At 74.6% G+C, this 13,466-nt stretch carries 11 protein-coding genes; 5 read left to right on the top strand and 6 right to left on the bottom strand.

Annotated features, from left to right (window positions below; all coding sequences use genetic code 11):
* Positions 1–92: 92 nt before the first annotated feature.
* Positions 93–980, top strand: a complete 888-nt coding sequence (locus tag HDA43_RS07725) for an alpha/beta hydrolase (protein ID WP_179819061.1) — start codon at positions 93–95, stop codon at positions 978–980.
* A gap of 162 nt (positions 981–1,142) precedes the next feature.
* On the top strand, positions 1,143–2,303 hold the full coding sequence (locus HDA43_RS07720; RefSeq protein ID WP_312873085.1) for a DUF418 domain-containing protein: 1,161 nt from the start codon (positions 1,143–1,145) through the stop codon (positions 2,301–2,303).
* A 100-nt stretch (positions 2,304–2,403) separates the two neighbouring features.
* Here HDA43_RS07720 and HDA43_RS07715 read toward each other — a convergent pair whose 3' ends face one another.
* Positions 2,404–3,006: a DUF5709 domain-containing protein gene (locus HDA43_RS07715; protein WP_179819060.1), complete on the bottom strand. Its 603-nt coding sequence runs from the start codon at positions 3,004–3,006 to the stop codon at positions 2,404–2,406.
* Positions 3,007–3,635: 629 nt separating this feature from the next.
* On the opposite strand from HDA43_RS07715, the gene HDA43_RS07710 reads away from it, so the two are divergent.
* Positions 3,636–4,910: a cation:proton antiporter gene (locus HDA43_RS07710; RefSeq protein ID WP_179819059.1), complete on the top strand. Its 1,275-nt coding sequence runs from the start codon at positions 3,636–3,638 to the stop codon at positions 4,908–4,910.
* A gap of 155 nt (positions 4,911–5,065) precedes the next feature.
* On the opposite strand, the gene HDA43_RS07705 is transcribed toward HDA43_RS07710, so the two are convergent.
* Positions 5,066–6,127 (bottom strand): LacI family DNA-binding transcriptional regulator, encoded by a 1,062-nt coding sequence (locus tag HDA43_RS07705; protein WP_218911645.1) that lies wholly within the window; start codon positions 6,125–6,127, stop codon positions 5,066–5,068.
* 52 nt (positions 6,128–6,179) lie between these two features.
* Between HDA43_RS07705 and HDA43_RS07700 the strand changes: the two genes are divergently transcribed.
* Together HDA43_RS07700 and HDA43_RS07695 are read left to right on the top strand one after the other, a co-directional pair.
* Entirely contained in the window at positions 6,180–7,478 is a 1,299-nt protein-coding gene (locus HDA43_RS07700; RefSeq protein WP_179819058.1) for an MFS transporter, read from the top strand.
* 157 nt (positions 7,479–7,635) lie between these two features.
* Positions 7,636–8,853, top strand: coding sequence for an MFS transporter (locus tag HDA43_RS07695; protein ID WP_218911644.1), 1,218 nt, complete (start codon positions 7,636–7,638; stop codon positions 8,851–8,853).
* Positions 8,854–9,114: 261 nt separating this feature from the next.
* Here the strand turns inward: HDA43_RS07695 and HDA43_RS07690 are convergent, their stop codons facing one another.
* The 4 genes from HDA43_RS07690 to HDA43_RS07675 form a co-directional block, all read right to left on the bottom strand.
* Positions 9,115–10,047 carry an acyl-ACP desaturase gene (locus HDA43_RS07690; protein WP_179819056.1) on the bottom strand — a complete coding sequence of 311 codons (933 nt, stop codon included), beginning with the start codon at positions 10,045–10,047 and terminating at the stop codon, positions 9,115–9,117.
* A gap of 86 nt (positions 10,048–10,133) precedes the next feature.
* Complete coding sequence (locus HDA43_RS07685; RefSeq protein ID WP_179819055.1) at positions 10,134–10,868, bottom strand: DUF998 domain-containing protein; 735 nt, start codon at positions 10,866–10,868, stop codon at positions 10,134–10,136.
* Positions 10,869–11,057: 189 nt separating this feature from the next.
* A complete protein-coding gene (locus tag HDA43_RS07680; RefSeq protein ID WP_179819054.1) occupies positions 11,058–12,317 on the bottom strand; it encodes a glycosyltransferase in 1,260 nt (419 codons plus the stop codon).
* A gap of 160 nt (positions 12,318–12,477) precedes the next feature.
* Positions 12,478–13,305, bottom strand: coding sequence for a DMT family transporter (locus tag HDA43_RS07675; protein WP_179819053.1), 828 nt, complete (start codon positions 13,303–13,305; stop codon positions 12,478–12,480).
* Between the last annotated feature and the right edge of the window lie 161 nt (positions 13,306–13,466).

Here is a 13,466-nt window from a genome sequence, read left to right as displayed (position 1 = left end):
ACAGTGGTGAGGTTGTAGGTCATGCATGGAACCGAAGTTTCCGATCAAGGGTCGCCCGCGGGTAGGGGCGGGAGTCGTCCAGACTGGGACGCATGACCGAGAGGGTTGAGTTCGAGGCCGACGGGATCACGCTCGTCGGCGACCTGCGGGCGCCGGACGACCCCGGCCCGCACCCGGCGCTGGTCCTCACCGGGCCGTTCACCGGCACCCGCGACCAGGTGACCGGGCTGTACGCCGAACGGCTGACCGCCGCCGGATACGTGACGCTGGCCTTCGACCACCGCAACTGGGGAGAGTCCGGCGGGACGCCGCGCCTGCACGAGGACCCGCAGGGCAAGCTGCACGACCTGCGGGCGGCGGTCTCGCTGCTGCGCTCGCGGCCCGAGGCCGACGGCGCCAGGATCGGCGCGGTCGGGATCTGCCTGGGCGCCGGCTACGCGCTGAAGTTCGCCGCCTTCGACCCCCGGGTGCGGGTCTTCGCCGGGATCGCCGGCGCCTACAACGACCCCTACACCGCGCGCGCCCGGATGTCACCGGCCGGGTACGAGGAGGCGCTGGCCTCCTTCACCGAGGTCCTGGAGCGCCAGGACCTCGGCGGCGAGGTCGAGTACGTCCCCGCCGTGGCGACGGAGGGGGAGGCGGCCATGCCGGGCGACGAGCCGTACGCCTACTACGGCACCGGGCGCGGCGCGTCCCCGCACTGGCGCAACCAGGTCACCCGGGCCTCCGTCCGCGAGCTGGTCACCATGGACAACATGACCGGCGCCGACTTCCTGTCGCCCAAGCCCGGCCTGGTGGTGCACGGCGTCGTGGACCGCCTCTGCTCCCCGGAGGGCGCGGAGGAGGTCTACAAGCGGATGGACGAGCCCAAGCGGCTCGTCTGGCTGGACGCCCGGCTCCACACCGACCTGTACGACGCCGAACCGCACGTGAGCCGGGCCGTGGAGGCTGTCACCGCCTTCCTCGCCGAGCACCTCTGACCCCGGGCTTCGGGCATCCGGGCGGAACCGGAGGCCGGTGAGGCGTACATCCCGGAGGCGGGGGATCGACCGGCCGGAGGGCGGGTGTCCATCCTTCGATGTACGCCGCGGACGGGTCCGAGGGAGGATGTCCGGCCGGGCCGGGTCCGAGATCGTTGAAGCGTGACGGCGAAACGCATCGACGTGCTGGACCTGCTCCGGGGCGTCGCCATCATGGGAACGCTGGGTACCAACATCTGGATCTTCACCAGCCCGGCGGGCCCGGCCGGGGTGCTGGACGCGCTGGGCGGGACCGGTGCGGTGGAGACCGTCCTGCGCTTCCTGAGCAACGGCAAGTTCCTCGCCCTGCTCACCCTGCTCTTCGGGATCGGGCTGGAGCTGCAGTACCGTTCGGCCGCGCGCCGCGGCGCGTCGTGGCCCGGCCGGTACCTCTGGCGCGCGGGGCTGCTGTTCGCCGAGGGGCTCCTGCACTACCTGCTGGTCTTCGAGTTCGACGTCCTCATGGGATACGCGGTGACCTCGGTCGTGGTGGCCTACCTGATAGGCCGGAGCGACCGGGTGGTCACGGCGTGGACGGCGGGCGCGGGGGTGGTGTTCGCGTCGATGGTCGGCCTGGTCACTCTCGCCCTGATATCCGACGACACCCCCGCGTCGCCGTCCCGGCCCGGCACGCTGTTCACCGACGGCTCCTACGCCGACCAGGTGGCGGCCCGGATCGAGCTGGCCGGCTTCTACCGGCTGGAGGCCGTGTTCATCATCCCGCTCGGGATCACGCTGTTCCTGCTCGGCGCCCGGCTGATGCGCGCCGGGGCGCTGGAGGACTCCGCCCGCGGCGCCGCGCTCCGCGGACGGCTCATGGCCGCCGGGCTCGGCGTGGGCGTGCCGCTGAACCTGCTGACCTCCTTCGCCGGGGACGACTGGGTCCTGGTCGACCGCTACCTGCTGCCGCCGCTGGTGGCCCTCGGCCTGCTCGCCCTCATCACCGGCGTCGCGCACCGGATGAGCCGCCTGTCCGGCGGGGTCCCCGGTTTCGCGCGGCGCGGCCTGACCGCGGCCGGCCGTACCGCGCTGAGCTGCTACGTGGCGCAGAACCTGATCGCGTCGGTCCTCTGCTACGGCTGGGGTCTCGGCTTGGCAGCGAAGCTCGCGGACCTGCGGCCATGGTGGACGGTGGCCGCCTGGGCGGGCATCTGCCTGCTGCTGGCCACGCTGTCGGCGCTCTGGCTGCGCCGTTTCCGGCGGGGACCGCTGGAGCTGGTCTGGCACTGGGCCTACACCGCGCCCCGGCGCCGCCTCGCGGCGGCCGACTCATCCGGGCGGTGACGGCGGACGGCTCCGGGCCACTCGCCTTCACCGGGAACGGAGACGCGGCGTCGGGGAGACCCCGGACGCCGGACGCTCCGCCGTCACCTCCGCCCTGAAGTCACTCCGGTTCCACGTGCATGGCGGCCTCCTCGGCGGTGTAGCCGCCGAAGTCCGGGCCGACGTCCTCGGCGATCATGTCGGGCTCGGTGTCGGACGCGGCGCCCTGGTCGGGCTCGACCAGCCGGCCCGCCTGGTGCGGCTCGTCGCCGCCGTACCCGCCGACCGGCCCCGACGGCTGCGACTGGTAGCCGACGTCGATGTCCTCGTCGCGCTGGTAGTCGGTGTTGAGGTCCGCCCCCACGCCGAGGCCGCTGGTCTCGGTCACCTGCTCGTCGAGGTTGTCCGGGATGTCCGGGTCGAGACCGTCCTCGCCGGTGGCCGCCTCGTCCTCGCCGCGGCCGGTCCCCTCTCCCTCCTCCACGCCGAACACCGGCTGGAGCTCGGGCTCCTCGCGGCTGAGGCGGCCGTCGAGGGGTTCCCCGGCGCTCCACTCCTCGGCCGTGGTCCCGTAGTCGTCCAGCGCGCCCGGTTGGTCTGCGGGCAGGGGCTCCTCCTGCGGATCCACCGCCCACTGCTGTTCCGGCGTCCCCTCCTGCAGGTCCGGGATCCCCTCGTCCTCGAACCGCGAATACGGGTCGTCCGGCGTGCGCCGCCTGTCCACAGCGATCCCCCTCCGATCATCTCGCCGTCCTTGCGGTGTTCCTCCTGTCACCCGTGCCCACCCCATCGCGGACATAACGAGACGTATGTATCCGCCCGCTCCCTTTGCTCGCCGACCTGAGGGCGGTCCTCGGCGTCGTTTCGTGACAGATGGTAAAATGACAGACAATTCCCCCGAGAGTTAGGGTCCGGTTTGCCGCGGAGGATCGTCGGTACGGTCGCCGCGATCCTGCTGGCCCTGTTCGCCGTCGTCCACGCCCCTCTCGCGACGCCCGGTCACCGTCACCACGAGTCCGGGGTCGCCGTCATGCTGGCGGGCGGCGCCGTACTGCCTCCGGCCGCTCCACACCAGACCGGCCCCGCTCCCGCGGCCCCGGAGGCCGGGCAGATCCCCGGACCGGGGCCGGGGACCCGTCTTCCGTGCCCGCCGTCACGGGTGCGCCTCGCCGTGCCCGCCGTACGCGACGTCTCCGACCCGCGGGCGCCTCCGCAGGGTGATCTCCGACGCACCGACACCGAGATCACTCCACAGGAGGTTTCCAATGTTCGACGAACGTGTGTTCACCATGCCCGCACTCCACCCGGAACGGGTGTTCACCATGCCCGCACTCCATCCGGACGGCGGGCCGCATGGCACTGGGTGACGCTCTCATCGCCCTGGGCGGCTCCTTCCTGGCCGCCGGGGTCATCGCCAGAATCGGCACCCGCGTAGGGCTGCCGACGATTCCGCTGTTCATGCTCGCGGGCATCGTGTTCGGCCCGCACACCCCCGGTCTCGCGCTGGTCGAGAACCCGGCGGACCTGGGGCTCATCGCCGCGCTCGGCCTGATCTTCCTGCTGTTCTACCTCGGCCTGGAGTTCTCCCTCGACGACCTCGTCGAGGGAGGCAGGCGAATGGTCCTGGCCGGGGCCGTCTACATCCTGCTCAACGTCGGGGGAGGTCTGGCCTTCGGGTTCGCCGTCGGCTGGGGCTTCCGCGAGGCGATGGTCCTGGCCGGGGTCATCGGCATCTCCTCCTCGGCCATCGTGACCAAACTGCTGATCGACCTCGGCCGCCTCGGCAACCCGGAGAGCCGCCTCATCCTGGGCGTCATCGTGGTCGAGGACGTGTTCCTCGCGCTCTACCTCGCCGTGCTGCAGCCGGTGCTCAGCGGGGCGGACTCCGTCGCCGCCGCGGCGGCCTCCTTCGGCAGGGCGTTCGCCTTCCTGGTCGCGCTCACCGCGGTGGCGCGCTGGGGCGCCCGGCTGGTCAACCGGCTCGTCAGCACCAGGGACGACGAACTGCTCGTGGTGATGTTCACCGGCCTGGCGATCTTCACCGCCGGCGTCGCCGAGGAGTTCGGCGTGTCCGACGCCATCGGGGCCTTCATGATCGGCCTCATTCTGAGCTCGACCAAGGCGGCGCCGCGCATCCGGCAGTTCGTCCACCCGCTCAGGGACGCGTTCGCGGCGCTGTTCTTCTTCGCGTTCGGCCTGTCCATCGAGCCGGGCGACATGCTCTCGGTGGCCTGGCCGATCGCGGCCGCGGTGGCGATCACCCTGCTGCTCAACGTGGCGGCCGGGACGGCCGCCGCGAAGCTGAACTCGTTCGGCCGGAGGGAGGCGGTGAACATCTCGCTCACCGTGCTCTCGCGCGGCGAGTTCGCCCTGGTCCTGGCGACGATGGCGCTCGCCGCCGGACTGGACACCAGGCTCGCGCCGTTCATCGCCGGGTACGTGCTCATCCTCGCGCTGCTCGGACCGCTGATCGCCAGCCGGTCGGAGGCGATCGTCAGCCTCGTCTCCCGGGGTTCCAGGCGTTCCGGGAAGGGCCGGGCGGACGACCCCTCGGAAGGGGAGAAGCGGGCGGACGGCCCGGCGGATGGAGAGGACCCGGGGGAGAGGGAGGCACGGGACCCGGCCTGACCCTCAGCGCCCGGCGACCGTCCCGGCGGGGGCGCGAGCAGGGATCGCGTCCCCGCCCTCAGCCGCTCCGCCTCCCCGCACGACCGGCACGACCGGCACGACCGGGCGACCGGTGTGGCTGGGGGCGACGGGGTGGGGCGGCGGGCCGGGCGCGGTCAGGGGCGGCGGGTCGAGCCGCGCCGGACCAGCCGCCAGTGAGGAGGCCCGGCGTCTCCGGCCGCGGGGGGCGCGCCGAGAGCCACCCGTGCGCAACGCGCACCCTGGTCGCGCAGGGACTGGGCGATGGTGGTCAGCTCCGCGGCGGCGGCCGCCTCGGTGTCGTCCCACCCGGTGACCGCGAGGTCGCCGGGGACGTCCACCCCCAGGCGTGCCGCGGCGCGGAGGACGCCCAGGGCCAGTTCGTCGCTCATCGCCGCGATCGCGTCGCAGGGGTCCGGGCCGGTCAGCAACCCGGTCGCGAGCGCGTCCGCCTCGCGGGCGTTGTTGGTGGAGCAGACGGCCACCCTGACCTGCTCCCACGGCTTCCCGGTGGCGGTCCAGGCGTCCCGGAAGCCGTGCAGGCGCTGCCTCGTGACGCGGAAGGTCGCGGCGGCGGGGTCGATGCCGGGGAAGACGCCGGTGGCCCTGGTGCGGTCGAGCGGGAAGCCGAGCACCGCGGGCCGGTGGACGCCGGAGAACGCCTCGCGCCCCGCCGTCTCGGCGGCGGCCCGGTCGTCCGCGGCCACGAAGGGGAGGTCGTCCCGGAGCGGGCCGCCGTGCACCACCGCCGGCAGTCCCAGGGCGACGATGGCGTCGATGACGGGGTCGTCGTCCGCGGTGGTCCAGACGACGAAGCCGTCGACGGCCGCTTCGGCGACGCGGTTCGCGTCCCCCGGTCCTCCGGTCACCGGGACGAGGGTCAGTCCCATGCCGTGGTCGGCGCAGACCTGGGCGACTCCCGCGAGGAAGCGGGCGGCCTGCGGGTCGTCGAAGGCGTAGGTGAGGTGCTCGCCGAGGACGACGCCCAGATTGCCGGTGCGACCGCGGCGCAGCGACCGCGCCCCGGGGTGCGGGCCCGGATAGCCGAGACGTTCGGCGGCCTCGCGGACCCTGGCCCGTGTGTCGGCCGAGACCCGGTCGGGGCGGCCGTAGGCATAGGAGACGGTCATCACCGACACCCCCGCCTCGCGGGCGACCTCGGCCATGGTCGCCCGCCGTCCGCCCGCCGTTCCCGTCATGGGGGAAGGATACTTGTGTAACGATACACAGTCCTTGTGTATCGTTACACACATGTCGGGTTCCGAAATCGTCTCCGGGCAGCGGGCCGCCTACGCGGGCTTCGTGGTCTTCGGCGCGTTCTGGGGAGCCTGGGGGGCGTCGGTGCCCGCCATCCGTGACCAGGCGGGTCTGGACGACGGCCGGCTGGGCCTCGCCCTGCTGTTCGTCGGCGCCGGGGCGCTGCCCGCCATGCCCGCCGCGGGCCTGGCCGTCGACCGCTGGGGGCGACGGCCGGCCGCCCTGCTGCTCGTGCTGCTCGGCGCGGTGGGAACGGCGGTGGCGCTCACGGCGCGCGACCTGTGGAGCCTGTCGGCGGGCCTCGCCCTGCTCGGCGCGGCCTCCGGGGCGGCGGACGTGGCGATCAACGCGGCCGCCGGGGCGGCGGACGTGGCGATCAACGCGGCCGCCGGGGCGGCGGAGCAGGCCGCGGGGCGGCCCGTCATCACCCGCGCGCACGGGTTCTTCTCCGCGTCCGTCGTGCTCGCGAGCCTCTCCACCGGGCTGCTGGCCGACGCGGGAGCGCCGGTCTTCCTGCCGTTCCTGCTGGTCACCCTGATCGCCGCGGGACTGGTCCCGGTGGTGGCGGCGGGCGGGCGGGCCGGTGCGGCCGATCGCGCGGCACGGCGTGGTACGGGCGCGCCGGGGGAGCGGGCGGACGGGGACGGCGGTCCCGCGCGGGCGCGGCCGACGGGGGAGGGGGCTCCGGAAGGACGCTCGGGGCGGCCCGCCGTACGTCTCGCGCCGCTCCTGCTGTTCGGCGGGCTGGGCGCGCTGGCCTTCGCCGCCGAGAACGCCCACCAGAGCTGGGGGGCGGTCTACCTGGCCGACGTGCTCGGCGCCGGGCCGGTGCTCGCCGCGGCCGCTCCGGCGGTCTTCGCGGCCGTCGTCGCCGTCACCCGCTTCTCCGCCGGCCGGTTGGCGTCCTGGCGCGCCGCGACCGTGCTCGTCTGCGGCGCCGTGACCGCCGCCGCCGGGAGCGCGGCGGTGGCCGCCGCTCCCTCCGCGCCCGTGGCGCTGGCCGGGCTCGTCCTGGCCGCGGCGGGGACCGCGGTGCTGTTCCCCACGTTGCTGGCCGCGGCGAACGACGGTGTCGGCCACGCCGTGCGCGGCCGGGCGACGTCCGTGGTGACGGGCTTCGCCTACCTGGGCTTCCTCGCCGGGCCCGTCTACGTCGGATGGTGGGCCGACGCGACCGGCCTGCCGGGGGCCATGGGGGCCGTGGCGGCGCTGTCGCTCGCCCTCGCGCTCGCGGCCTGGCCGGTCCTGCGGGCGGTCCGCGGGCCGGCGGAAAATAAGGGATGCACCTTTTAGGGTAAATTGTCTGCTTGGCGTGCCCGAAGGGGCGCGCCCGTAATGACCGCACGGCGGCCGCGACCCCGCGGTATCTACCCCGGTCGAAGCCCACCACGACGGTGCGGCTCGCCCCGGCCGGGCGATGTCCTCCGTCTGGACCCTGGACGGAGACCCGTTGAAGTCCTACCTCGCCGTTCTCGGCCTGCCGGGAGCCTGGCGCTTCCTCGCCCCCGCGTTCGTCGCCCGCCTGCCGTACGCCATGCTGCAGATCGGCATCCTGCTCCTGGTGCAGTGGTCCACCGGCTCGTACGGCGCGGCGGGGATCGCCTCGGCCGCCGCCGCCGTCGCCCAGGCGCTCGTCGGCCCGCAGACCGGACGGCTGGCCGACCGTCACGGCCAGCCCAGGGTGCTCGTCCCGCAGGCCGTCCTGCACGCCGCCGCGCTGGGCGCGCTGCTGGCGCTGGCCGCCTCGCACGCCTCGCCCGTCACGCTCACCGCCGTGTCGGCGCTGGCCGGCGGGTCGATGCCGCAGGTCGGCTCGATGGTACGGGCCCGCTGGGCGCACATGCTGGGCGGCTCCGGCAGGCTGAACACGGCCTTCGCGCTGGAGTCCATGACCGACGAGCTGACCTTCACCCTCGCGCCCATGCTCCTGGTCGCCCTGTCCACCGGCTTCTCGCCCGTCTGGGCGCTGCTCGCGGCCCTGGTCATGGTGGTGGTCGGCACGCTCGTGTTCGCCGGAGTCCGCGAGGGCGCCCCCAAGCCGGTACCGGTCCACGCGCGCTCCCGGGGCGGGGTGCTGCGGCTGCGGGGCGTGGCCCTGCTGGCCGTCGCCTTCGTCGCGCTCGGCAGCGTCTTCGGCAGCCTCCAGGTCGGCATCACCTCCTCGACGGCCGCGCTCGGTCAGTCCGCCGCGACCGGGCCGGTCTACGCGACCTTCTCCGCCGCCAGCCTCGTCGGCGGGCTCCTCTACGGCGTCGTCCGCTGGCGGGTCGGCGCCCCGGCCAGGCTGGCCGCCGCCCTGAGCCTGCTCTCGGCGGCCACCGTCGCGCTGTGCTTCGCCGGATCCGTCCCCATGCTGTACGGCGGAGCCGCCGCGGCCGGCCTCCTCATCGCCCCGGCCGTCATCACCGGCTACACCCTCGCCGAGGGCCTCGTCCCGGCCGAGGTGCGGACCGAGGCGTTCACCTGGCTCAACGGCGGGACCGGCCTGGGCATCGCCACCGGCGCCGCCGTGGCGGGCCAGCTCGTGGACCGCTTCGGCGCGTCCCTGGCCTTCCTCGTCCCGCCGGTCACGACGGGCCTGGCCGCCCTGCTGGTGCTGCTCTCCCTGCGCCGGCTGCGGCCCGCCCCCGACCCCGCCCTTCCTCGCGAGCCGGCCCTGACCGCCTGAGCCTCCGTGCGGCGATCCGTACCGGCCGGGTGCCCGCGAACGGCCGGCACGGGTGACCGTCCGGGAACTCCGGAGCACCGGCTGATCGGACATGGGCGGCACGGCTGATCGGACACGGATCATGCGGCTGATCGGACACGAACCGCCCTTCCGGCCGGTCGGACAGCGGCATCATTGAGGTACGTCTGAGCCGGTCATGCCACTCGGAACGCGCGGCTCCGTGGCCGTCCCGCGGTTCGGGGCGGCCACGGGCGGAAGGCGTCAGGCGTCGGCGGCCTCGCGGGCGCGGCGGGCCTCGCGGCGCTCGACGAAGCGGGAGGCGGTCACCTCAAGGCGGTCGAGGAACTCCGCCAGCTCCTCGCGGGCCTTGTCGCCCTCGTCGCCCAGGCTCCCCCGCTCGAACACCGACCACTGCCGCAGGACCGGCATGATGACGTCGTCGAGGTGCAGGCGCAGGTCGTAGATCCCGGCGTGGGCGATGGCCATCGCCTTGCGACTGAAGCCCTGGATGCCGGTGCCGGGCATCTGGAAGGTGGTCACCACGTCGGTGACGGCGCGCATGGTCTGGGCCGGGTTCAGCTCGAAGGCCGCGCCGAGCAGGTTGCGGTAGAAGAGCATGTGCAGGTTCTCGTCGGCGGCGATCCTGGCGAGCAGCCGCTCGCAGTTCGGGTCTCCCGAGACCTTGCCGGTGTTGCGGTGGGCGATGCGGGTGGCCAGCTCCTGGAAGGAGACGTAGGCCAGCGAGTGCAGCACGCCCTCGTAGGAGTTGGTGAACCCCTCCTCCATGTGCGACATCCGGGCCCGCTCCAGGGCGACCGGGTCGACCGCCCGGGTGACCGTCAGGTAGTCGCGGAGGGCGGTGCCGTGGCGGGCCTCCTCGGCGGTCCAGCGGTGCACCCAGGTGCCCCAGGCGGCGTCGCGGCCGAAGGTCGTGGCGATCTCGTAGTGGTAGCTGGGGAGGTTGTCCTCGGTCAGCAGGTTGACGACGAGGGAGATCCGCGCCGCCTCGGGAATCGTGGAGTCGGTCTCGGACCAGGCCTCGCCGCCGAAGATCCCGTCGTAGTCGCGACCCTCGGACCACGGCACGTATTCGTGCGGGAACCACTCCTTGGCCATTTTGTGGTGCCGGTCCAGTTCTCCGGCGACGACGGGCTCGAGTTCGAGCAGCAGCTCGGTCTGGCTGAACTCCCGCATAGGACCTCTTCCTTACTCTCTACGGTTCCGTAACCTACGTTAGCGTAGGTAAGGGCGGGTGCCGCAGTGGGGATATGTCTCTTTTGTTACTGTCCGGTAGGTTTCATTTCGCGCTCAAGAAGCACCGGTCCCGCTTCGAAGGAAGCGCCCAGCGGCCGGGCGGCGCGAGCCGGAGCGCCCCGTCCGTCCGCGCACCGGGCCGCCAGGAAGACCACGGCCGTGTCGGCCAGCAGCGCCAGCCGCTCCAGCAGGCCGTGGTAGCCCGAGCCGCCGACGATCTCCGCGACCGGCGATCCCGGGCGAGCCGCGAGGAACGCCACCAGCGCCGCCACCGACAGGCCGGCCGCCAGCGACAGCGCCGGCTCGCCGAACCGGCGCCCGAGCAGCCGGCCCGCGCAGGGCAGCGCGGTGAGGACCACGGCCGCCGCCCAGCGGTGGACCTCCCCGCCGCCGGAGGTGACCCCGGGCGGCGCGTCGGTGGGGAACACCGCGGTGAGCAGCAGGCCCAGCGCCGCCGCGACGAGCAGTACGCGCGCCGCGGCGCTGCGCGCCGGGTCCACCCGGGTCAGGCCGTAGGCCGTCCACACGCAGCTCACCGCCAGCGCGATCGCGGCGACGGCCATGGCCCAGCCGCTCGGGCCGAACAGGGCGTAACGGCTGGTCAGCTCGGTCATCGGATCCACCGAACCGATCGCCGCCAGATGGGCGTAGGCCATCGCCGCCGCCGCGACGCCCACGCAGGCCATCGCGGGCCGCCGCCACAGCGTGCCCTCTCCGTCCTCTCCGTCCGCGCCGTCCGCTCTCACCGGGTCCTCCCTCATCGCGCCGCTCCTTCCCGCGGCGCTCTTCCCGCCGCGGCGCTTCCTCCGCCGGGTCGCCCCCGGACGTGCGCCTCCCGGTCCGGACCTTCCCGGACGGGGCCCTTCCTCACCGCGCGGCCCTCCGCCGGCCGCGCCGCACGATCCACCGGCCGTCCCACCGCGTGACTTCCCGGTGGCCTCCCGGTGGCCTCACCACGCGATCCCCCGGTGACCTCGCCGGGCGACATCCCGGTAGATCGCCTCGAACCGGGCGAGGGACACCTGGTGGTCGTGGGTGAGCGCGATCATCCGGCTCGCCGCGCCCATGGCGGCCCGCCGCTCGGGCGCGCCCAGCACGTCGCCCAGACGGCGCGCCAGTTCCCTCACGTCCCCGGGCCGGTACAGGTGGCCGTTCCCGCCGGGCCGTACCAGGTGGGGCAGGGCCATCGCGTCGGCGGCGACGACCGGCAGCCCGGACGCCATGGCCTCCAGCGTCGCGATGCTCTGCAGCTCCGCGACACCCGGCATGGCGAAGACGTCGGCGGCGGCGTAGGCGTCCGGGAGCGTCTCGTCCGGGACGAAGCCGAGGAAGACGACCCGGTCGCCGACCCCGATCCGGTGCGCCAGCCGGGCGAGCGGCTCACGCTGCCCGCCCGTGCCGGCCAGCGCGATCTGCGCGTCGTGGTCGTTGAGCACGTACGGCAGCGCCCGGATGAGCTCGTCCAGCCGCTTCTCCTCGTCCAGCCGCCCGACGAACAGCACCGTGTGGCGGTCCGGCAGGCCGAGCGCCTGGCGCGCCGGCGACCTGAGACCGCCGCGCGGCTGGAACCGGCGCAGGTCGATGCCGCACGAGACCGGCTCCACCTGATGGGCGAAGCCCTTGCCCGCCAGCAGCTCGGCGGCGATCCGGGTCGGCGTGGTCACCCGGTCGGCCTGGGAGAAGACGCGCCGGAAGTCCCGCCACGCCAGTTCGCCCACCCGGTCGCGCAGCGCGCCCGGGACGTGGGCGAACTGGAAGAGGTTGTCGGGCATGAAGTGGTTGGTGGCCACCACCGGGACGTCCGCGCGCCGGGCCGCCGAGATCGCGGCCCGGCCCACCACGAAGTGCCCCTGCACGTGGACCACGTCCGGCGAGACGGCCGCCACCAGATCGTCCAGCCGGGCCGGCACCGAGATCCGCATCGTCGGGTGCACCAGCACGGGCACCGACCGCAGCCGGTGCACCGTCACCCCGTCCACGTGCTCGGTCCTGGCCGGCCCCTCGTCGGAGGCGCAGGCCACGTGGACCTCGTTGCCCCGGGCGGCCAGCCCGCAGGCCAGCCGGTGGGTGAAGGAGGCGGCGCCGTTCACGTCCGGCGGGTAGGTGTCGGTGGCGATCAGCACCCGCCGCGGCCGGACGGACGGAAGCGCACGGGCCGGTACGGTGGCCGGCGCGGCGGGGGCGGGGGCGGGCGCGAGAGCGGTGATCATCGGTGGTACTCCGTTCAGCGGGGAAGGGCGGGGGCGGCTCGCGGAGGCGGGGAGCCGGGGACGGCCGGATGAGGTTCGCGGCGGGGCCGGGGACGGACGGGGCGGTCGGGGCGTGGCGCCCGCGAGGCCGCGGGACGGGCTCAGCGGGGCTCAGCGGGGCTCAGCGGGCCTGGGGGACGTGCGCGGCGGGCGGCGGGCCGGTGCGGGCCAGCGCGACGGTGCCGCAGGCGGCCAGCAGCGCGGCGGCCAGCGCGGCCAGCGTGGCCGTCGCCCCGGTCGGCAGCGGCTCGCCCAGCAGGACGGCTCCGAAGACGACTGCGGTCAGCGGGTCGGCCACCTGCAGGGAGGCGAAGGCGACACCGAAGTGACCGCAGGCGTAGGCGCGCTGCAGCAGGCCCAGCGCGGCCAGGGCGGGCAGCGGCGCGGCGAGCAGCAGCCACGGCTCCCAGGCGCCGTCGACCAGCACCCGGGTCAGCGTGGCGGTCGCGCCGTACAGCACGCCCGCCGCCATCGCCAGCAGTCCGCCCCGGGCGGTGGGGGAGACGCGCCGGGAGACGGCCAGCAGCCCCAGGGCGACGGTGGCCGCCCCCGCGAGCAGGGCCACCGCCCCCCAGGGGCCGAGACGGGGATCGCCGGTGTGCTCCGGCACGGTCAGCACCAGCCCGGCCAGCCCGGCGGCGACCGCGGCCGCGGCGGCCAGTTCGCGCGGCCGCGGCCTGTGGCGCCGCAGGGCCGCCGCGCAGGGCAGCGCGAACAGCAGGCTCGCCGCCCCCAGCGGCTGGACCAGAGTGAGGGGCCCGTACCTCAGCGCGAGGACATGCAGCGCGGTGCCGGCCCCGACGGCGAGGCCGCCGAGCAGCCAGCGCGGACGCCTGGCCAGGTGGCGCAGCGCGACCCGGTCCGGCCCCGTCTCGGACTGCTGCAGCGCGGCGCCGAGCGCGAAGAACAGGGACCCCAGCAACGCCAGGCCGACGGCCGCCACGCTCATGAGCCCTCCCTCGTCACGCTCACCCGCCCCCGCCGTCCGGCGGGACACGGCCCTCTCCCGATCCCGGGCTCTCCCGATCCGGGTTCCCTCCTCCGATCACGACACGGCGAGATGGCCGGGACGTCTCAGTGAGGCGTCCGGAGGGACGTCCTCCGGCCAAC

Origin of the sequence: Streptosporangium sandarakinum, assembly GCF_013409935.1 — a bacterium.
GTDB classification, from domain to species: Bacteria; Actinomycetota; Actinomycetes; order Streptosporangiales; family Streptosporangiaceae; genus Streptosporangium; species Streptosporangium nondiastaticum.
Note: the sequence above shows the minus strand (reverse complement) of the source record. Positions and strands in the feature narration are given on the sequence as shown.